Source organism: Alistipes communis (assembly GCF_006542665.1).
GTDB lineage: Bacteria > Bacteroidota > Bacteroidia > Bacteroidales > Rikenellaceae > Alistipes > Alistipes communis.
Genome location: NZ_AP019735.1, coordinates 3,083,070 through 3,104,044, shown reverse-complemented (window position 1 = coordinate 3,104,044; position 20,975 = coordinate 3,083,070). Strand labels below are relative to the sequence as shown.

General features: G+C 57.6%; 19 protein-coding genes. 6 read left to right on the top strand and 13 right to left on the bottom strand.

What is annotated here, in order from left to right; translation table 11 throughout:
- The first annotated feature begins 8 nt into the window (after positions 1-8).
- Entirely contained in the window at positions 9-1,067 is a 1,059-nt protein-coding gene (locus FMF02_RS12700) for a winged helix DNA-binding domain-containing protein (protein ID WP_141413402.1), read from the top strand.
- A gap of 5 nt (positions 1,068-1,072) precedes the next feature.
- Here the strand turns inward: FMF02_RS12700 and dusB are convergent, their stop codons facing one another.
- Both dusB and FMF02_RS12690 read right to left on the bottom strand, forming a co-directional pair.
- Positions 1,073-2,098 carry a tRNA dihydrouridine synthase DusB gene (dusB, locus tag FMF02_RS12695; protein ID WP_141413401.1) on the bottom strand — a complete coding sequence of 342 codons (1,026 nt, stop codon included), beginning with the start codon at positions 2,096-2,098 and terminating at the stop codon, positions 1,073-1,075.
- Positions 2,085-3,371, bottom strand: coding sequence for a hemolysin family protein (locus FMF02_RS12690; RefSeq protein WP_141413400.1), 1,287 nt, complete (start codon positions 3,369-3,371; stop codon positions 2,085-2,087). Before FMF02_RS12690 ends, dusB begins: the two co-directional genes overlap by 14 nt.
- 16 nt (positions 3,372-3,387) lie before the next feature.
- On the opposite strand from FMF02_RS12690, the gene FMF02_RS12685 reads away from it, so the two are divergent.
- The 5 genes from FMF02_RS12685 to FMF02_RS12665 all read left to right on the top strand — a co-directional run bounded on the left by FMF02_RS12685 (position 3,388) and on the right by FMF02_RS12665 (position 8,518).
- Complete coding sequence (locus FMF02_RS12685; RefSeq protein ID WP_141413399.1) at positions 3,388-3,762, top strand: hypothetical protein; 375 nt, start codon at positions 3,388-3,390, stop codon at positions 3,760-3,762.
- Positions 3,759-5,537 (top strand): arginine--tRNA ligase, encoded by a 1,779-nt coding sequence (gene argS / locus FMF02_RS12680; RefSeq protein ID WP_141413398.1) that lies wholly within the window; start codon positions 3,759-3,761, stop codon positions 5,535-5,537. Before FMF02_RS12685 ends, argS begins: the two co-directional genes overlap by 4 nt.
- A 147-nt stretch (positions 5,538-5,684) precedes the next feature.
- Entirely contained in the window at positions 5,685-6,488 is an 804-nt protein-coding gene (locus FMF02_RS12675) for an OmpA family protein (protein WP_141413397.1), read from the top strand.
- A gap of 184 nt (positions 6,489-6,672) precedes the next feature.
- A complete protein-coding gene (locus FMF02_RS12670) occupies positions 6,673-6,963 on the top strand; it encodes a hypothetical protein (RefSeq protein WP_019129383.1) in 291 nt (96 codons plus the stop codon).
- Between the two features lie 181 nt (positions 6,964-7,144).
- The gene (locus tag FMF02_RS12665; RefSeq protein ID WP_141413396.1) at positions 7,145-8,518 is read left to right on the top strand and encodes an aldehyde dehydrogenase family protein; all 1,374 of its coding nucleotides are present in this window, start codon (positions 7,145-7,147) and stop codon (positions 8,516-8,518) included.
- Here the strand turns inward: FMF02_RS12665 and FMF02_RS12660 are convergent.
- The 11 genes from FMF02_RS12660 to dnaA form a co-directional block, all read right to left on the bottom strand.
- The gene (locus tag FMF02_RS12660; RefSeq protein WP_141413395.1) at positions 8,515-9,264 is read right to left on the bottom strand and encodes a metal ABC transporter ATP-binding protein; all 750 of its coding nucleotides are present in this window, start codon (positions 9,262-9,264) and stop codon (positions 8,515-8,517) included. The genes FMF02_RS12665 and FMF02_RS12660 overlap by 4 nt on opposite strands.
- A complete protein-coding gene (locus FMF02_RS12655; RefSeq protein WP_019129386.1) occupies positions 9,257-10,147 on the bottom strand; it encodes a metal ABC transporter solute-binding protein, Zn/Mn family in 891 nt (296 codons plus the stop codon). Before FMF02_RS12655 ends, FMF02_RS12660 begins: the two co-directional genes overlap by 8 nt.
- A 685-nt stretch (positions 10,148-10,832) precedes the next feature.
- Positions 10,833-11,291 carry a helix-turn-helix domain-containing protein gene (locus tag FMF02_RS12650; RefSeq protein ID WP_141413394.1) on the bottom strand — a complete coding sequence of 153 codons (459 nt, stop codon included), beginning with the start codon at positions 11,289-11,291 and terminating at the stop codon, positions 10,833-10,835.
- A gap of 1,889 nt (positions 11,292-13,180) precedes the next feature.
- Positions 13,181-13,567 (bottom strand): HIT family protein, encoded by a 387-nt coding sequence (locus FMF02_RS12640; RefSeq protein WP_019129388.1) that lies wholly within the window; start codon positions 13,565-13,567, stop codon positions 13,181-13,183.
- Between the two features lie 13 nt (positions 13,568-13,580).
- Positions 13,581-14,027: a hypothetical protein gene (locus FMF02_RS12635; RefSeq protein WP_141413392.1), complete on the bottom strand. Its 447-nt coding sequence runs from the start codon at positions 14,025-14,027 to the stop codon at positions 13,581-13,583.
- Between the two features lie 12 nt (positions 14,028-14,039).
- A complete protein-coding gene (locus FMF02_RS12630; RefSeq protein WP_141413391.1) occupies positions 14,040-16,247 on the bottom strand; it encodes a RelA/SpoT family protein in 2,208 nt (735 codons plus the stop codon).
- Positions 16,248-16,325: 78 nt separating this feature from the next.
- Complete coding sequence (recA, locus tag FMF02_RS12625) at positions 16,326-17,342, bottom strand: recombinase RecA (protein ID WP_019129391.1); 1,017 nt, start codon at positions 17,340-17,342, stop codon at positions 16,326-16,328.
- An 11-nt stretch (positions 17,343-17,353) separates the two neighbouring features.
- Positions 17,354-17,824 carry a thioredoxin-dependent thiol peroxidase gene (gene bcp / locus FMF02_RS12620; protein ID WP_019129392.1) on the bottom strand — a complete coding sequence of 157 codons (471 nt, stop codon included), beginning with the start codon at positions 17,822-17,824 and terminating at the stop codon, positions 17,354-17,356.
- Positions 17,825-18,009: 185 nt separating this feature from the next.
- Positions 18,010-18,225: a hypothetical protein gene (locus FMF02_RS12615; RefSeq protein WP_019129393.1), complete on the bottom strand. Its 216-nt coding sequence runs from the start codon at positions 18,223-18,225 to the stop codon at positions 18,010-18,012.
- A 142-nt stretch (positions 18,226-18,367) separates the two neighbouring features.
- The gene (locus tag FMF02_RS12610; protein WP_019129394.1) at positions 18,368-19,276 is read right to left on the bottom strand and encodes a helix-turn-helix transcriptional regulator; all 909 of its coding nucleotides are present in this window, start codon (positions 19,274-19,276) and stop codon (positions 18,368-18,370) included.
- A 74-nt stretch (positions 19,277-19,350) separates the two neighbouring features.
- Positions 19,351-20,754 carry a chromosomal replication initiator protein DnaA gene (dnaA, locus tag FMF02_RS12605; RefSeq protein ID WP_019129395.1) on the bottom strand — a complete coding sequence of 468 codons (1,404 nt, stop codon included), beginning with the start codon at positions 20,752-20,754 and terminating at the stop codon, positions 19,351-19,353.
- Positions 20,755-20,975: the final 221 nt, after the last annotated feature.

The following is a 20,975-nucleotide window of genomic DNA, read 5'->3' as shown; positions in this document are numbered from 1 at the left end:
TTGTTCCGATGAACCGCCTGACCGACATCCGTCTGCACGCGCAGCAACTCGTCGCGCCGCAGTTCGACGATCCGGTCGAACTGATCCGCTGGATGGGCATGGTGCAGGCGCAGGAGTACGGTTCGGCCAAATGGGCCGTTGCGTTGCGGCTGCGCACGCTCGCAGCGGCGCCCGTGGAGGAGGCGTTGCGCGAAGGTCGCATCCTGCGTATGCACATCATGCGGCCGACGTGGCATTTCATCGCGGCGGAGGACGTGCGGTGGATGCTGCACCTGTCGGCACGGCGGATCCGCGCCGCCAATGCGTCGTTCGCCAAAGGCAACGGCTGCGGGTTGGACGAGGGGGACTACCTGCGTTGCAGCCGGTTGCTGGAACGGATACTCGGAGGGGGCAACCACCTCACGCGGCAGCAGATCGCAGGGGAGCTGGAACGAGCCGGAATGGCCGTCGACGCACCGCGGTTGAATCGTCTGATGATGCACGCCGAAACGGACGGCGTAGTTTGCAGCGGTGCCGACAGGGCGGGAAAACCTACCTATGCGCTGTTGGCGGAACGGGTGCCGCAGGCGGTCGATCTGCCGGAAGAGGAGGCGTTGGCCCTGCTGGCGCTTCGTTATTTCCGCAGCCATTCTCCGGCGACGTTCGACGATTTCGTCTGGTGGTCGGGGTTGCCCGTCGGGCAGGCCCGCCGCGGTGTCGGGGCGCTGGACGGGGAGTTGCTTCGCGAATCGTTCGGCGGGCGGGAGTATCTGCTGCACGAGAGTTGGGCGACCTGCCGAAAGGCGCCGGCGCACGCGCACCTGTTGCCGGCGTTCGACGAGTACCTGATCGCCTACAAGGATCGTTCGGACGTGCTGGCACCGGAGCATCGTGCGCGGGCATTCAACGACTTCGGTGTTTTCCGGCCGGTGCTGCTGCACGGCGGCCGGATCGTGGGGCAGTGGGGCCGCAAGGGAACGCAGGTCGGCGTGGAGCTGTTCGCCAGTGAAAAACAACCCTCCGCGCGACTCCTGCGGTCGGCGGAGGGACGTTGGAAACTGTTCCGCGAGGGACAGGCGTTTTCGTAAGGGCGTTACAGTTCGTGCGACAGCGGCGCAGGCACGACCTGCGAGGTGTCGAAGTCGCCCCAGCGCTCGGCGATCGAGTCGAGCGTGGCCATCAGCGCGGGAATGTCGGTCAGCGTGACGAGTTGCAGACGGGTCTGTTTGAAATCGGGCAGCCCCTTGAAGTAGTTCGAGAGGTGGCGGCGCATTTCCAGTATGCCGACGTATTCTCCTTTGATTTCCACCGATTTGCGCAGATGACGCTTGGCGATTTCTACCCGTTCGACGACCGTAGGCTGGGGGAGTACCTCGCCGGTAGTCAGGTAGTGCCTGACTTCGCGGAAGATCCACGGCCGGCCGTAGGTGGCGCGGCCGATCATCACGCCGTCGACTCCGTAGCGGTCGAACATCGCGGCGGCTCGGGGGCCCGAATCCACGTCGCCGTTGCCGATGATCGGGATACGGATCGCGGGATTGTTCTTCACGCGACCGATGAGCGTCCAGTCGGCTTCGCCCCGGTAGATCTGGGCGCGGGTGCGGCCGTGGATCGTGAGTGCTGCGATCCCCACGTCCTGCAACCGCAGGGCGATCTCTTCGATATTCTTGTTTTCGTCGTCCCAGCCCAGACGGGTCTTGACCGTCACGGGGGTGTGGTCGACCGCCTGGACGATGCGGCGCGTCATTTCGACCATGAGCGGCACGTCGCGCATCATGCCCGAACCGGCGCCGCGGCCGGCGATCTTCTTCATCGGGCATCCGAAGTTGATGTCGATGATGTCGGGGCCGGCGGCCTCGGCCATGCGCGCTGCTTCGACCATCGGTTCGATCAGGTGGCCGTAGATCTGGATGCCGACGGGGCGTTCGGCCTCCGTTATTTCGAGTTTTTTGAGCGACTTGGCCGCGTCGCGGATCAGGCCGTCCGACGAGATGAATTCGGTGTAGACCACATCGGCGCCGAACTCCTTGCACATCGAGCGGAACGATGGATCGGTGACATCCTCCATCGGCGCCAGAAACAGCGGCTTGTCGCCCAGTTCCAGATCAGCTATTTTCATCGGCGGGTATTGTATCGGGTGTGACGAGTATTTTGTCGATGCGTGCGCCGTCCATGTCGACGATTTCCAGCGTGAAGCGGTTCCAGTGCAGCTTCTCTCCCGTTTGGGGAATGTGGTCCAGTTCGTCGAGGATCAGCCCGCTGATCGTTTTGTAAGCGGTGTGCGGAATGACCTCCTCCATGTTGAAGTAGGCCAGAAAATCGTAGAAGGAGCACTGCCCGTCCACCAGGCAGCTCCCGTCTTCGCGCCGCACGATGTCGGGTTCGTCGAGGTCTTCGGGAATTTCGCCGACGAGGGCTTCGAAGATGTCTTTGAGGGTGACGATGCCGCGCGTGACACCGAACTCGTCGCAGACGATGCCGTAGCCCAGCTGTTCGCTGCGCAGCTGGTCCATGGCGTTGTAGACTTCGCAGCTTTCATGGAAGAACTTGACCGGCCGGAGCGTTTTGCAGAGGTTGAAGTCGGGTTCTGCGAGGTGCTGGAAGAGGTCTTTGAGGTAGACCACGCCGACGAGTTTGTCGAGCTCCCCGTCGGCGACGGGGTAAAGACTGTGCGGGTTGCGGTTGACCCGTTCGCGAATCTGGTCGGTCGTCATGGCGATGTCGATCCAGACGATTTCACTGCGGGGCGTCATCACCGAGTCGACCGCGCGGTCGCCGAGCGAAAAGACGCGTCCGACGATCTGCTGTTCGACCACGCGCACTTCGCCGTCGTCGACGCTCTCCTGGATGATCGAACGGATCTCCTCCTCGGTCACCTTGTTGTCCGACTCTTTGAGGCCCAGCAGTCGAGTGATCGCCGCGGTGCTGCGCGAAAGCAGCCATACGAACGGCGAGGCCGCCACCGAGAGTGCACGCATCGGCCGCGCGACGGCGCAGGCGATCTTCTCGGCCGTGTTCATGCCGATACGCTTGGGAACGAGTTCGCCGAAGATGAGCGTCAGGTAGGTGACGATGACGACGATCGTCACTTGGGCCGCGATCGTCGCCGTGCGCAGGGGAATACCCAGCAGAGCGAGTTCGCGGCCGAATTTCGCAGCCAGCGCATCGCCGGAGTAGATACCCGTGAGGATGCCGATGAGCGTGATGCCGATCTGAATGGTCGAGAGGAACTTGTCGGGGTCTTCGATGATCCGGAGCGCGCGCCGCGCGCCGGCGTTTCCCTGCCGGGCACGCAGTTCGAGGTTGGAACGGCGGGCCGAGATCAGTGCGATTTCCGACATGGCGAAGATGCCGTTGAGCAGGATCAGCAGGATGATGATGACGATTTCCATATTGAATGTATGCGGTATGTTCCGTACGTCGGCCGTTGTCCGGATGCGCGGGCGGGTTCATGCGCCTGCGCCGGTGCGTCGGCCGTCCGGTGCGGAAGCGTATCATTTTGCAAAGATACGAAAAGTCGAGCGCAGAAGCAAACGCATGTTTGATTCTGCCGAGACGGAGTATCTAAGGCGCAGCCAAAGTACGAAAAGTCGAGCGCAGAAGCAAACGCATGTTCGATTCTGCCGGGACGGAGTATCGAAGACGTCGGCCGGAGATGAATATTTCGGATGGCGGGAAATGCTGCGGGGGAGAATTGTACGGAATCTGTTGCCGGCGATTGATTATTCACCGAAAAAAGCTAAATTTGCAGGGCTAAATCAACAAATCATCGGAGGAAAATGAATATCGATCACTTTATTTCGGAGGCGGTGAGCCGCTCGGTCGAGGCGCTCTACGGGCCGCTGGGGGAGGAGCAGTTGCAGATTCAGAAGACACGCAAGGAGTTCGACGGCGATTATACGCTGGTCGTTTTCCCGCTGCTGCGACGAAGCCGCAAGTCGCCCGAAGCGACGGCCGCCGAGATAGGGGAGCACCTTACGGCGCATATGCCGGAGGTGAAGTCGTTCAACGTCATCAAGGGATTCCTGAACCTCGCTCTTTCGGACGGCTTCTGGGCCGACCGTTTCGCCGAAATCGCAGCCGACGGAGCGTTCGGGCAGGCTCCTGCGACGGGCCGCAACGTGATGATCGAGTATTCGTCGCCCAATACCAACAAGCCGCTCCATCTGGGGCATATCCGCAACAACCTGCTGGGCTATTCGGTCGCGCAGATATTGCGTGCCGTCGGCCATAACGTCATCAAGGTCAACCTGGTCAACGACCGAGGCATCCACATCTGCAAGTCGATGCTGGCGTGGAAGCGCTACGGCGGAGGCGAAACGCCCGCTTCGTCGGGAATGAAGGGCGACCATCTGGTCGGTAAATACTACGTCGAGTTCGACAAGCACTACAAGGCCCAGGTCAAGGAGCTGACGGCCTCGGGCATGTCGGAGGAGGAGGCGAAGAAGCGGGCGCCGCTGATGCTCGAAGCGCAGGAGATGCTGCGCCGCTGGGAGGCCAGGGATCCCGAGGTCTACGGACTGTGGGAGATGATGAACGGCTGGGTGTACGGCGGTTTCGACGTTACCTACAAGGCGCTGGGCGTCGATTTCGACAAGGTCTACTACGAGTCGCAGACCTACCTGCTGGGCAAGGACATCGTGCAGAAGGGGCTGGACATGGGGATTTTCTACCGCCGCGAGGACGGTTCGGTCTGGATCGATCTTACGGCCGACGGCCTGGATCAGAAATTGTTGCTGCGCGGCGATGGAACGTCGGTCTACATGACGCAGGATCTGGGGACGGCCTACCGCCGTTTCGAGGAGAACGATCTCGACGACATGATCTACGTGGTGGGCAACGAACAGAACTACCATTTCCAGGTTTTGAAACTGGTGCTCAAAAAGCTGGGATACGATTGGAGCGACCATATCACCCACCTCTCCTACGGGATGGTGGAGTTGCCCAACGGCAAGATGAAGTCGCGCGAGGGGACGGTCGTCGATGCCGACGACCTGATCGACGACATGGTGCGCACGGCACGCGAAATGTCGGACGAACTGGGCAAGCTGGACGACTGCACGGAGGACGAGGCGGCTGCGATTTCGCGGATGGTCGGTCTGGGTGCACTCAAATATTTCATTCTCAAAGTCGATCCTAAAAAGACGATGCTCTTCGATCCGCGCGAATCGATCGATTTCAACGGCAATACCGGTCCCTTCATCCAGTATACGCACGCCCGCATCCGTTCGGTGCTGCGCAAGGCGCAGGAGGCGGGGATCGCCTGCGGCGAAGCGTCGGCCGCGGCCTATCTGCCCGAAGAGGTGGCGCTCGTCAAGCAGTTGGCGGACTATCCCAACGTGGTGAAGGCCGCTGCCGAGAATTTCGCTCCTTCGATCGTCGCGGCATACGCCTATGAGTTGGCCAAACAATACAACGCCTACTACCACGATCACTCGATCCTGCGCGAGGAAGACGCTGCGGTGCGTGCCATGCGGCTGCGTTTGTCGGAGCAGGTGGCGCGCGTGATCCGGCTGGCGATGCGCCTGTTAGGGATCGACGTTCCCGAACGGATGTAGCTTGCGGCGGACAGCCTGCCTGTGCAGCCGGCAAAGAACGTATCGACGGCCCTCGACTCTGCTCAGGGGCCGTTTTTCGTCGTTTCGGCGCGATTGTTGAATGGATTGGTGCGAAATCATACTATCCACTCATAAATCGTTAATGACGTGAAAAGGATCTTTACCACTTTCGTATGTGCCTTTGCGGTATGCGCTGCGGCCGATGCCCAGCAGCGAAGCGGGGCTCCGGCATCGTGTCCGCAGGCCGATACCGTTTTGCTGTCGGCCGATGTCGACGGTACCTATCTGGTGCGCAAGTATCTGGTGAAACAGCACGCCGACCGCAACTCCGACTATGCGGTGCGTTATCAGGTCGATGTGGCGCAGCTCTCGTCGACGCTGGCCGGAAATGCGCGGCAGCTGGACGATTTGCAGGCTTTTATCGACAAGGTTTCGCAGGATAAGTCGTTGCGGGTGACGGGCGTGACGATCACCGGCTACGCTTCGCCCGACGGACCCTATGCTCCCAACGAGCGGCTGGCGCGCAAACGCGCGACCGATTTCCGGAACTACGTCGATTCCCGCTACCGCCTTTCGGCCAGCTATCCGGTCACCGTATCGGCCGTAGTCGACGAGTGGCGGGCGGCGGTTCCGGCCGTGGAGGCTTCGTCGATACCCTCCAAGCAGGAGGTGCTGCAAATCCTGAACGGCAGCGACAAGGCGACGGTCAAGGAGATGCGGCTCAAACGGCTCCCTGCGGCGTGGAATTACATGCGCCAGCATATCCTGCCGCCGATGCGCCATGTAGAGATGGCCTTCACCTACGACAAGAGCAGCGTCGTCACCGAGCGCACGCCCATTCCGCTGCCCGAAGTGGAGCCGGTCATCCATGCGACCTACATCCTTGTCGACGATCAGCCCGACGGTCTGATTATCGATATGGACGAGTTCGATTGCACCTGCACGATGTAGTCCGTCCGTTTCAGGCGGGCGTTTTCCGCCCTTGCTCGTCGACGCCGAGCCTCCGATCGGACGGAGTCGCCGGATCGCCTGCGGGCGGATCCGGCGGTTTCGTGCGGAAAAATCATCGGGCGAAGTGGCGATTGTCGGAGGTTTTTATTATCTTTACGCCAAATATCAAACTATCAGGATTATTATGGCAAATTTAAGAGAGCTGAAGAAGGAGATCGACTATCGTCTGGAAGAGGTGGTTTTCGACTGCGATATGGCCATTGCCTTCCAGCCGTCGAAGGAGCAGGAAATTTTCGAGCTGATGCAGAAGGCCGTCGCCCTTCGCAACGAGTTGATCGCAAAGGTCAGCAATCCCACCGAACCGCACAACAAATCGCTGGTCCGCAAATACTATGCTGCGCTGCGTGCCGATATCGTCCGGTCGTTCGAGGCATTGTTCGAGGAGCTGAGCAAGATCAACGAGGCGAAGAAGTAGGGGAGTGCCCTTTTTCGGTAAATTTTGCGGGAGGCGACAGGCGACTGTCTCCTCCCGTTCGTATCCCTGCCGATCCCTCCGCGGTGCGCCGGGGCGTGCCGCTTGCAATCGAGGGGGCGTATTTTCGTGTATCGCCGGCCTCGGCATCGAGTCGGTTGAAAATCGATAATCCCACACTGTTATGGATATTCCGAAGTTGATAGCCGCCCAGCGGGCCTATTTCGAGACGGGCGCCACGCACGACATCGCGGTGCGGCGTCGGGCGCTGCAAGCGTTGCAGGCGTCGGTGCGGCGGCACGAAGAGGTGCTGTGCAGTGCGTTGCGCGCCGATCTGGGCAAATCGGCTGTCGAGAGTTACATGACCGAAATCGGTATCGTCGCGGGCGAAATCCGTTTCGCATTGCGTAACCTGAAACGCTGGATGCGGCCTCGCCGCGTCCCGACGCCGCTCTTCGCCTGGCCGGCGCGAAGCCGTGTGCGCTACGAACCGCTGGGCGTGGTGCTCGTCGTCGCGCCGTGGAATTACCCGCTGCAACTGACGCTGCTGCCGCTCGTCGGGGCGTTGGCCGCAGGGAACTGCGTGGTGCTGAAACCTTCGCCGGGCGCTCCGGCCACGGCGGCCGTTCTGTCGGAGATCGTCGGCGAGTGCTTTCCGGAGGAGCTGGTCGCTCTGGTGCCGCACGCACCGCAGGCTGTGGAAGAGTTGCTGACGCAGCGGTTCGACCATATCTTCTACACGGGCGGAGGGACTTTCGGCCGCGAGATCATGGTGCGTGCGGCCGAACGCCTGACGCCCGTCACGCTCGAACTGGGCGGGAAAAGTCCTTGCGTCGTGGGAGCGGAGGCCGATTTGAAGCTGGCTGCGCGGCGCATCGTGTGGGGGAAGACCCTCAATGCCGGTCAGACCTGCGTGGCCCCCGATTTCCTGCTGGTGCACGAATCGGTTTGCGACCGGCTGCTGGTGGAGTTGCAGCGGGCCGTCGAGCGGCAATGGGGGAGCGATCCGCGCTTTGCGGTCGACTATCCCCGAATGGTCGACGGCGCCCATGCGCGTCGTGTGGCGGAGTTGCTCTCCACGGCGGGAGGCGAGACGGTCTGCGGCGGCGAGGTGCTCGAAGAGGAGCGCTATGTCGCACCGACGATCGTTCTGAATCCCGACCCGCAGAGCCGTCTTATGCGCGAAGAGATTTTTGCGCCGGTGCTGCCCGTGCTGACCTTCGCGGAGTTGTCGGAGGCGGCCGATGCGCTGCTCGCCGCCGACCGGCCGCTGGCACTCTATTATTTCGGCGACGAACGCGAAGGCCGCCGTCTGTGCGAGCGGGTGCCGTCGGGCGGGGTGGCGTTCAACGATGTGGTGATGCAGGTGTCGAGTCGTCGCCTGCCCTTCGGCGGGGTCGGTGCGAGCGGAATGGGACGCTATCACGGCGAGGCGTCGTTCGAGTGCTTCTCCAACTGCCGCTCCTATTTTCTGGGGTCGAAACGCTTCGACCTGCCGCTGCGTTATGCGCCTTATCCCAAGCGGCTGCTCGGCTGGCTGCGGCGGCTGATGGATTAGTGGCGGCTCAACACGGTGTGCGGTACGTCGCCGTGCGAGATGAGCTGGATCGGGCAGCCGTAGTTGCGCAGTTGTTCCTCGTCGATGACGTTCGAATCGTGCCGGTGAACATGACGGTTGACGCAGACGATGCTCTTCACCACCGAGGAGATCGTCCCCACGTCGTGCGACACCATGACGATGGCCATGCGGCGGTTCAACTCCTGGAGAATGCGGTATAGTTCATTTTCGAACTGGTTGTCGACGAAGTTGGCCGGTTCGTCGAGGATCAGCAGCCGCGGCTCGGAGATGATCGCCCGGCACAGAAGCGCCCGCTGCATCTGCCCTCCCGATATTTCGCCGATGGCTCGGCCGGCGACTTCGGCGATGCCGGTGCGTTCGAGCAGTTCCAGCGCCCGTCGGCGGTCTTCGGCGGTGTAGCGCGACCGGAATCGCTTGTGTCCCTGCAAGCCCGACAGGACCGTCTCCGTAACCGATATGGGGAAAGCCCTGTCGAAAACGTTCTGTTGGGGCAGATACCCGATCAGACGCTCTTTGCCGCGGAAAAGTTCGGCAGCGTAGTTCACCGTTCCGCGGTAGGGAATGTTGCCCAGAATCGCACGTACGAGCGATGTCTTCCCGCCGCCGTTGGGGCCGATGACCCCCAGGAAATCGTCCTCGAAAATATCCAGTGACACCTCATCCAGCGCCGTCGTCCCCTCGTATGCGACCGAGAGGTCTCTCACCGAGATCAATACGTTACTCATTGCCGGAGGTAAGTTGTCGGGTGATTTCCCCGATGTTTTCGATGACATCTTCACGCAGCGGATCGATCTTCACGCTGCGGGCGCCTATATCTTCGGCGATGACTTTGACCGTCGACGCGGGGTATTGCGCCTGATAGAAGACGCGCCGTACCTTTTTCCTGCGTGCCTCCTCGATCAGCCGCGCCAGGTGACGGGCCGACGGCTCCTTTCCGTCGTGTTCGACGGCGAGCTGTTCCAGTCCGTAATCCGCCGCATAGTAAGTGAGGGCGGGGTGGTAGATCACGATCGTGTGTACGTCCGCCTGCCGCAGCGCTTCGGCACAGGCCGTATCGAGCGAGTCGAGGCGGACGAGCAGTTTTTCGTAATTTTCCGTATAACGAACCGAGTCGGGAAACGATGTGCGAAGCGCGTCGTAAGCGTTGGCGGCCATCTGTTTCAGTGCGCGCGGCGAGGTCCAGATGTGAGGGTCGATGCCGTGTGCGTGCCCTTCGGACGCGCGTGCTTTTTCGGTCGGTTCGTGTGTATGTCCGTGTGCGCAACTCCCTTCGAGCAGCCGAATGCCCCGGCTCAGGTTGACCAGTTTCTCCCGATCGGGAAAATCGCGTAACAGATTTTGTTCGAAGTCGATAAGCCCGACGTTGAAGACCAGTTTCGACCGGTTCAGCGCAACGTACTGGCGCGGTGTCGGTTCGAAACTTTCGGGACTGGCGCCTGCCGGAACCAATACGTCGACTTTGAAGTCGTCTCCGACGATCTGCTCGACGAGCGAGCGCAGCGGCAGGATCGAGACGTAAAGTCGCTCCTTGTCTGTCTGGCGGGTGCTTGACGTACAACCTGTTGCGAAAAGCGACAGGAATAATAAATATAGATATGCGGTTCTCATAGTCGTTATGTATCGTCGTTTCCGGACGGCAAAACCGCTCCGGTGAATAAGAACAAATGTAGCGAAAAATCCGGTTCACTGCGCATTTTCCTGTGGGGAAATCGATGGAATCGTGCATTTTCGGATTACAAGGTGGGATATTTCAGTGATTGATACGCCGTCGGGGTAGCTGTATCCGACCGTTCGAATGGTCCTTTTGGCCGGATCGATATTTAATTTAACATAATATAAATATTAATCCATTATTTGTTGTTTTATAAAATGCGGGATTATAATATTTCTCTGGACCACTATAGGTCTGTTTTGAAGTCGTCGGAGGTCTGGCGATTTGCCGACTCTTTTTGGCCGTGCCGATGCATTATTAAGAAATAATTGCGACCAAGGAATTTGGAGAAATTCCGGGGTACCGAAAATACTCCTAAGAACCTGTTTTTTGGAGTCTATATTATGTTAATTCCGGTAAGGTTCCGTCTACCGTATTTTACGGGAGGAAAAGATAGTTGGCAAAAACGAATCGTGGCTCGTTGGCAGGGAAATGGGGCTGCGTCCGAAGTGTCGGACGGGATTCGTTGCTTCGATAGGTATAGACGTCCGATCCGATGACGTATGATCGAATGGGAACGCCGGTTGAAGTCCGGATTATCCGTGTCCGGCAAATTTGAGAACGGAGCTGCGGTCAGGTTTCTTATTCCTGTTTCGGCGTAAAACTTTCGAAGGTCCGATCGGAATAAACGATGATGATTCGTTGCACGGTAGAAGATGTCATATTTCTAAAACCTCCGGAAGCGATCCGATGCGGATCGACCGCGTCGACGGTATCCGTATTTCCGGCGATATCGGTTTCGTAAGGGGAACCGGAAGGATGTTCGGAAGTTGCGGATTCTGCCGTAAAAAGGTCGGGCGAAACGGGTTGTTCCCTGATCGGAGTTTCATCCGAGCGGTACATTGTTTCGTCGTCGAGCAGCAACCAATCAGGGTTGATCTGCGGGAAACTGAGCAGAATTTTTCGCAGCAGATCGTATCCCGGTTTGCTGCGTCCGGAGATGATATGGGAGATATTGGAAGCGCCTGTCCCCAGAATTTCCGCAAGGCGGCTTGAAGTCAATCCTTCGCTTTTCATCAGTCTCAACAATTTTTCTCCCATATTCCCTGATTTTTTACAAATATAAACATTTTTATTTTGTAAAACAAGCGAGATTCAAAAATGTAAATAATTAACAACGGAAGAATTTATTTACAATTGTAAACAAATTAAAACTGTAAAAACACGATTCTCTTTTCACTTACTAATTATGTTTAGATAGAATATAGCAAATATATGATTTTCTGCAATTTTATACTTATATAATCTTCTGTAATGAGGATCCTTCATCGTACGCTGGTTTTACTCCGATATATAAAATCTTATAGTGTATATAAATCATATAATTATTTGATATTCTGTAATATGAATTCGTATATTCAATATTTGCACCTAGTGAAATCCGAGGGCTAGTCAATCGTGAATACATTTTGGTGGTGTTTTACAGATTATGAATTATGAACACCTGGTTTTCCGATTTATGTTTACAAAAGTAAACAAAGAAGGCGTTGAATTTACTCAGGATCATTTACAAAAGTAAATACACTACCCTTTCGTGACTATTTTCAATGAAAAATATGATTTCTCGCCTCTTGTCTTCTCTAAAAATTACCATACCTTTCCGATTATATACATTATGTTAAAAACAGATTGTTGATAATTCTTTCATATCCACTTATCTATTTATTTATAAGGTATCTATATTTTTGTAATCCGAGGCATTCATGACCTTTTCAGCTCGTATGATTTTTCGATCGTTCAGCGTTGATTCGGGTGTTTGAGGCGGAGAGAACAGGCGGTTTGCTCCTATTTTGATTCTTGAAAAGTCGGTTTCCGGCAGCGAAATCCTGCCTGCTCCGATCGAATTCCCGCTGGATGCGAAAAAATGGAGCGATATTCGGAGTTACCCTTTTTTGACGTAGTTCGACCGACGGTTTTGGGGAATCTCCGGAATGCGAAGCGTGTCGATTGAAGGTAAAGTGCGCTGTTGATTTCTTCGGGAAGGTTTGTTCGCGCGAAGTTCGATTCTGGGAAAATACCCTATTGGTTTGACGCCGCCGGATTCGGTTCGTTGCGGGGATGCTCGGATGTGCCGGATACAGGAAAAACAGGAGTGTCAAAATTTACATATTTGATAGCGTGTAAATGCTACGTTGCTGTTCGATTCTCCGGATGTTTCCGACCGGCCGGCCGAATCCGTTTATTTTCGAATATTGGTTGCGGGCAACGGTAACTCCGTATTGTCGTAGAGGGAAACAGAGCAGGCATGGGAGGATGAAACGCCCGGAACGATTGTGCGAACGTAGGCAGTGCGGGTGCGTGGGTGCGGGTGCGGGTGCGGGTGCGGGTGCGGGTGTGTGGGTGTGGGTGTGGGTGTGGGTGTGGGTGTGGGTGTGGGTGTGGGTGTGGGTGTGGGTGTGGATGCTGCTTACTGGCTTTATCGGACTGCCCGATCCGGCGCATTTGTTTGTGTCGCAAAAGCGGAATATCGAGATGATCGCGCTGTTGGATTCTTTGCTGTTCTCCGGTCGGAGGTGCCGGGAGGCTTTGCGTTCGCTGCGCTCGGTTTCGTGCTGTTTGTGCGGTGGACACGCAAGCGGTTTCAGTCGATGTCGTGGAGCTTGGGGCCGCCTATCTTCGGAAAAGAGCAAATCCCTGTTTTGCTGAAAAAACGAAAATCCGCTTCGGAATTTTTCGGTATCGTGTCGTCCGATGCAGGTCGTGCATGGCGGAAACCGTCGGTTTACGTGATATTTCAAGACGAAGGTGCTCTGTGCGAGGCTCCTGCGCCGGGGTGTACGGGTGACGGTGTGCCGTCGCGGGGAAAAGCCGAACAGTTCCCAACGATTCGATCAGGACCGGGGAGGGGGCGATTGGCTTAACGAAAACGTTCCTGGGAAAGGAAGTTTTTCGGTCAAGACCGGCGCCTTTATGAAGTATGCCGCGATTTCCTATCGGTTCAATTTGGCGGCGATCGCCTGAAACTCTTCGGGCGTCAGGGAGAGTTTCTCACGCCGGAAGTCGACGTCGCTTTCGCTTTTGATCGGGATCAGATGGATGTGCGCATGGGGAACCTCCAATCCCAGCACGACGACCGCCACCCGTTTGCAGTCGATCTGCCGTTCGATCCTGCGGGCGATTTTCTTGGCGAAGAGCATCATGCCGGCGAGCGTTTGATCGTCCAGATCGAAAATGTAATCGACCTCTTTCTTGGGCACGACGAGCGTATGTCCTTCGGTCAGGGGGTTGATGTCGAGAAATGCGTAGTAATTCGCATCTTCGGCGACTTTGTACGACGGAATCTCTCCGGCGATGATGCGTGAAAAAATCGATGCCATGATGCAGATGTTTTTATTCTTCGAATTTGGGTTTCAGTATTTCGGAATAGATGACCGCACGCCGCAGATCGAATGGCTCTCCGAGCGGGCCGTCCGTTGCCGCGGGGCATGTCGGACGCTTCTCTTCGGGTGTCTCCTGCCTGACGTCGTGCGTTGCGATTGGGGCGGGAATCGTGTCGGCGGCGGATGCTTCGTCGTCGAACGTTTCGAGCGATACCGCCTCGACGACGAGCGGTTCGGAGGCAGCTTCCTCTACCCTCGCGTCGCGCCGGGCCTCCTGTTCGGCCGGACGCCTCGCATGTCGTGCAGGACGGGGCTCCATCTCGACTGGGGGCGCTACCCTTTCGGCCGTATCGTCGGCCTGCCGCTCCTGCCGTTGTGTACGCTTCTTCTGATCCGAAGCCGTTTTCACGCTCCAGAGAATGATAATGGCCACCCAGATTAAAACGGTAATATCCATGATTTTCCCTCCTTATAAGTTTCGTTTCACACTCTCCATGCCCTTTATTTTGCGGAGATTTTCGAGGACGACACTCAGGCTCTCCGCATTTTTGACGTAGAGGCTCAGGGTTCCTTCGAAAATGCCGTCGTGGCTCTGGATGCCTATTTCGCGGATGTTGATGCTGAAATCGCGGCTGATGACATTGGCCAGATCCAGCAGAATGCCCGTGCGGTCGATGCCGCGCAACTCGATGGTCGAAAGGTAGGAGACGGCCTTGTGCTGCGACCACTTGATCTCGTCCTTGATGATGTTGCGTCCGAACTGCGATGCGAGCCGGTTCAGCTCCTCGCAGGTGGCCTTGTGGACGATGATCTTGCCCGACTGCGGATCGCGGAATCCCACGACCTTGTCGCCCGGAATGGGTTTGCAGCACTCGGCGACGACGAATTCCGGCGACGTGTCGTCCGCCGCCTCGTCGATCGCCGGCGTTTCGTCGTCCTCGCTCTCCGGCCTCGCCTTTTTGGGGATGAACAGCGTCCAGAATTTCAGGATCTTGCTCGCCGAGTTGACTTTCAGATGCTTCTCTATATCGTCCAGCCGGATGATGCCTGCACCGATTTTGCTGTAAAACTCCTCCTTGGTCGCACATTCGTATGCCGGAACCAACTTGCGCAGTACACGTCCCGAAAGGTTGATATTGAGTTTGGCGAGCCGCTCGGTGAGCGTCGCCATACCCCGTTCGATGTTGTTCTGCTGTTCGCGTTTGAGGAAGTTCTTGATCGATTGCTTGGCCTTGCTCGTCGTCACCAGGTCGAGCCATTCGGCTTTGGGACGTGCGTTGTCGGCCGTGATGATCTCGATCTGATCGCCGCTCGAAATCTGCGTCGTGACGGGTTCGAGCTTATGGTTGATCTTCGCGCCGATCGCCTTGTTGCCGACGTTGGTGTGGATGTCGTAGGCGAAATCGAGCGCCGTGGCGCCGAAGGGCAGCCGGCGAGGCTCGCCTTTCGGTGTGAAGACGACGATTTCGGAGGTGTAGAGCGACAGCTTGAAGTTATCCAGAAAGTCGACGGCGTTTTCCGTCGGCGAGTTGAGCGCATCGCGGATCTTTTTGAGCCACTTGTCCAGCTCGTCCTCGTTCTGCGAAATGGTCTCCTGCTTGTACTTCCAGTGGGCGGCCACTCCCCTTTCGGCGATGTCGTCCATGCGCTGCGTGCGGATCTGCACCTCTACCCATACGCCGTCGGGGCTCGTCACCGTCGAGTGCAGCGCCTCGTAACCGTTGGCTTTCGGGGTGTTGATCCAGTCGCGCAGGCGGTCGGGCTTGGGCGTGTAGATGTCCGTGATCGTGGCATAGATCTGGTAACACTGCGTCTTTTCCGACGGGAAGGGCAGCGGTTTGAAGACGATGCGGATGGCGAACAGATCGTAGACCTCTTCGAAAGGAATCTGTTTGCGCTGCATCTTCATCCAGATCGAGTAGATGCTCTTGACACGGGCCGAAATCTCGAAATTGATGCCGTCGTGCCGCAGCGCTTCGACGATCGGAGCGTTGAAGCGTGCGATGAACTCTTGGCGCGACGCCTCCGTCTCGTCCAGTTTGCGGCTGATCTCCTCGTACTGCTCCGGAAAACGGTACTTCATGCAGAGGTCTTCCAGTTCGGTTTTGATGGCGAAAAGCCCCAGTCTGTACGCCAGCGGCGCGAAGAGGTAGATCGTCTCGCTGGTGATCTTGATCTGCTTGTTCAGGGGCATGGCGCCCAGCGTGCGCATGTTGTGCAGCCGGTCGGCGATCTTGATGAGGATTACCCGCACGTCGTCCGAGAGCGTGAGCAGCACCTTGCGGAAATATTCGGCCTGCTCCGACGTGTCGGCGTTGAAGACGCCCGACATCTTGGTCAGTCCGTCGACCATCGAGGCGATCTTCGGGCCGAAGATGCGCTCCATGTCTTCGACCGTGTATTCTGTGTCTTCCACCACGTCGTGCAGCAGCGATGCGACGACCGATTTGACTCCCAGTCCGATCTCCTCGATGACGATTTTCGCCACGGCGATCGGGTGCAGCAGATAGGGTTCTCCCGAACGGCGGCGCACACCGGCGTGCGCCTCTTTCGCAAGGAAAAAGGCGCGCTTGATGAAGTCCCAATCCTCATCTTTCCTGCAAATTTTGGTACAGGAACGGAGCAGGTCTTCCCATCGCTCCTCGATGATTTTTTCGTCTTCGGCCGTGTAATCCATATCCCTCGTTTTCGGTTTGCGCTCCGTATGTCGAAGCGCTCCGGCCGCCAGCCGGAGTGCTTCGGACGGGCGGGTGGGCTACTTCTGCTGCGGCGCTTTCATCGCCTCGCGCACTTTCGTCTCGATTTCGTCGGCGAGCGCCGTATCGGTCTTGAAGAGCTCCTTGACCGCGTCGCGGCCCTGTCCGAGTTTGCGGTCGCCGTAGGAGAACCACGAACCGCTCTTCTTGATGACTCCGTAATCCACGCCGAGGTCGATGATCTCGCCGATCTTGGAGATTCCCTCGCCGAACATGATGTCGAACTCGGCCTTCTTGAAGGGGGGTGCCACCTTGTTCTTCACTACCTTGACTTTGGTGCGGGTTCCGAGCTGCTCCTCGCCGTCCTTGATGACCGACATGCGGCGGATGTCGATACGCACGCTGGCATAGAATTTCAGCGCGTTGCCGCCGGTCGTGGTTTCGGGATTGCCGTAGACCACGCCGATCTTGTCGCGCAGCTGGTTGATGAAGATGCAGACGGTCTTGGTCTTCGATATGCTGGCCGTCAGCTTGCGCAGCGCCTGCGACATGAGCCGCGCTTGCAGGCCCATTTTCGAGTCGCCCATGTCGCCTTCGATCTCGGCCTTGGGGGTGAGTGCCGCCACCGAGTCGATGACGATGATGTCGATCGCACTCGAACGGATCAGCGAGTCGGCGATTTCGAGTGCCTGCTCGCCGTTGTCGGGCTGCGAGATGAGCAGGTTGTCGACGTCCACGCCGAGTTTCTGTGCGTAGAAACTGTCGAATGCGTGCTCGGCGTCGATGAAGGCTGCGATGCCGCCCGCCTTCTGCGCCTCGGCGATCGCATGGATCGCCAGCGTCGTCTTGCCCGACGATTCGGGACCGTAGATCTCGATGACACGTCCTTTGGGATAGCCGCCCACGCCGAGCGCCATGTCGAGCGTGATCGACCCCGTGGGAATGACCGGCACGTCGACGATCTCGCTGCTGTTCATGCGCATGATCGACCCTTTGCCGAAATCCTTTTCGATTTTGTCCATGACCGCGCTAAGCACTTTGAGCTTGTCCGCGTTTGCCTGTGGTTTTTCTGCCATATCGTTCGTTGTTATTCTGCTTGTTTGTAAGCATCGGCGATCTGCCGATAGTGATTCTTGGTGTCCACCTTGGTGAAAATCTTTTCGATGCGCCCCTCGGCGTCGATGACGAAGGTCGTGCGCAGCACGCCCATGTACTTGCGGCCGTACATCGACTTTTCGGCCCAGACGCCGAACGCTTCGCAAACGCTGTGGTCGGTGTCGGCCAGCAGCGTGAAGTTCAGTTCGTGTTTGGCGCAGAAATTCCGGTGCGAACGTTCGCTGTCGGGGCTGACGCCGACGATCCGGAACCCCATGGCCGCCAGTTCGGCCTTGCCGTCGCGCAGGCTCTTGGCTTCGAGCGTGCATCCCGAAGTGTTGTCCTTGGGATAGAAATAGAGTATCGTGCGTTGTCCCATGAGGTCGGCCTTCGTAAAGGGCTGGCCGTCCTGCGTCACGGAGGTGAAATCGGGGGCCGTATCCCCCACTCGGAGCGTCGTCATTTTTTCGTAATGCGAATTAATTGTTCAAGACGATGTCAAAGATACGGAAAGTCGAGCGCAGAAGCAAGCGTCAGCTTGGTTATGCCGGGACGGAGTATCTAAGACGAAGTCAAAGATAGTGAAATTTTTCGGAAAATGCGCGTTCGGCGCCGGATTCGGGCCTTTTCGGGACGTTTTCGGGAAGGTCAGTCCCACATCATGACGACTTCCACCTGTTCGTTGAACTCCTGCTCGGTGCGGTTGAGCACGTGCAGGCACGAAGGGCAGCGGATCGGAATGTCGGTTTCGACGACCGACGAACCGCATCCGACGCACTCCTGATAGAGGCCGTAGCAGGCCGATGCACTGTGCTGGAACTCCGTTCCGCAGTGCTTGCACTTGATTTTGTAGGCTGTTCCCATGCTTTTCTGAGTTTTTCGGTTTTTCGATACTGCAAAGGAACGAAACCTTCGTGTCAGGTTTTGACACAAGAGAAAAATATCGGAATCATTTTACGGAATTGTCCGTTTTGATGTTGTCGGGAGGGGCTGTTCGGGGAGGGATTCAGTCGGCGATCACCGCCGCGTTGCGCCGGAAATAATCGGCCACGTAGCGTTTCAGCTCGGGCGAGTCGACGATCTCCACGTCGTCGAGCAATCCCGCGACGAAACGGGCGACGCCGGCGAATCCCGCCACTTCGGTCTCCAGCAGCCAGTGGCTCTCGCCGTCGGGCGCGAGGTCGCGTTCGGCGAGCGGATACTCCTCGACGAGCAGGTTGTGCGCCAGCATCCCCAGCCGCAGGCGGATGCGGTGCCGGTCGTGGCCGTTCATGCGGAAGACGTCCATGAAACCTTCGCGGTGTTCCGCTTCGTGTGCCCATTCGTCGCCGAGCGGCAGTACGGCGCCGATGCGCGAGGTTTTGAAGAGCTTGCAGAGGCCGTCTTCCGTGTCGTAGCACCAGATGTTGACGTAGTTGGTGGTGAAGGCGAACGGCTCTACCCTGCGGTCGCGTACGGCGGCTCCGCGTGCCGAACGGTAGGCTTGCAGTACTACCTGCCGTTTTTCGGCGATCGCTCCGACCAGATTGTGAACGATGCCCGACAACCGGCCCTTGACGATCGTGTCGGCCAGCGTGCGGTTGTCGTAGACCGAGTAGAGTTTGCGTTTGAGGTTCTGTTTCAGTAGGTTGTCGTCGTCGATGTTTTCGATGGCGCTTTTGAGGATCACGGCCTCCTCCTCGGTGAAATGGATCAGTTGCGAAATGTCCTTGAAGTGCGGCGACTCCTTGTCCAGCCGGATGTGTTCGCCGCTCTTCTTGATGACGAAACCCGCTTCGCGGAAGGTGTCGATATAGCGGTAGACGGTGCGGCGCGACATCATGAGCCGCTCAGCCAGGTCGTCGATCGTGTATTCGGTGTTGGCCGTGAGCATCTTCATCAGCCGCAGCAGCCGTTCGAGTTTGGGTTGGTCCATGCTTGTTCGGGAACTGAAACGGGAAAACGTGACCCGAGGTCGCGTTTTCCGTAGCATAATATGTCGGGCGGGCGTTATGCCAACACCTGCTTTTCGATCTCCTCGACCTGCCGGCGGAACGCCTTGTCGGTTTCGAGCAGGTTCGACACCGCCTTGCACGAGTGGAGTACGGTGGCGTGGTTGCGGCCGCCGATGGCCGCGCCGATCGTGGCCAGCGGTGCCTTGGTGTGCTGCTTGGCCAGATACATGGCGATCTGCCGCGCCTGCGCGATCTCGCGCGTCCGCTCCGGAGAGTTGAACCGTTCGGGATCGAGGGCCAGGTAGCCGCATACCACCTCGATGATGTGTTCGATCGTAATCTCCTTCTGATAGAGCTGCACGTAGGCTTTGAGAATCTCTTTGGCCAGCGACGTGGTGATTTTCCGTCCGAGGAACGACGCGTTGGCCACCAGCGACGACAGCGCGCCTTCGATCTCGCGCACGTTGGCCGAGATGTTGTCGGCGAGGAACTGCACGATCTCTTCCGAGATCTGCGCGCCCATCTTCTGCGCCTTGGCGCGGATGATCTTCACCTTCGTGTCGTGGTCGGGCTGGTTGAGCTGGGTGGAAAGCCCCCACTTGAAACGCGTCAGCAGACGGTCCTCGATGTCCTTCAATTCGACGGGCGGCTTATCCGACGTGAGGATCAGCTGCTTGCCCGACAGGTGCAGGTGGTTGAAGATGTTGAAGAAGACGTTCTGCGTACCCGGCTTTCCGGTCAGCTCCTGGATGTCGTCGATGATGAGCACGTCGATCATCTGATAGAAGTGGATGAAATCGGGAATTTCGCCGCGTTTGTGCGCCGTCTGGAACTGGGCCTGGAATTTGTTCATCGACACGTAGAGCACTTGCAGCTCGGGATGACGCTGCAACACTTCGTGGCCGATCGATTGTGCGATGTGGGTCTTTCCCAATCCCGAATCGCCGTATATATACAAGGGGTTGAACGGCGTCGTGCCGGGATTCACCGCCACCGACATGCCGGCCGACCGCGCCAGCCGGTTGCACTCCCCCTCGATGAAGGTCGAGAAGGTGTAGTTCGGATTGAGCTGCGGGTCGATTCGCACCCTTTTGAGGCCGGGAATGATGAAAGGATTTTTTATATTTGCCGTGTCGTTCTGCGTAGCGAAGCGCGAGATGGCCGTCGAATCGGTTTCAGTGTCCAGTTTCGGCGCCTCGGCTTTGGGCACGGCGTAGTGGAGCCGCGTCTGCTGGCCGTAGAGCTGCGAGATGATCGGACGCAGGAACGGGATGTAGTTTTTCTCGATCTGGTAGACGTAGCTGGCGTTGGGCACGCGCAGACGCAGCGTCGTTCCGTCGAATTCGAGCGGGACGATGGGCTGGAACCATTTGGCGAACTCCTCGGCGGAGGTCTGCTCCTTGATCCGGTTCAGGCAAAGCTGCCATATATCGCTGTATGTCTGCGAGTTATTGAACATGCGCCAATGCGAGTCTTTTTTGTCTGATTGAATTTTTGCCTGAGGAACGAATCGGAGACCCGTACTTTTTGGCCTTACAAAGGTGTGAATAAATTTGTGAAAATATCTTCTGTTTTCGGTTGCTTTTTCGGATTTTTTATATATAGCAAAATAAGGGTTTTCGGAGCCTCGTTTTTTAACTGGTTGATAGTGAATATTCGGAATTTTTTGTGTATATTTGC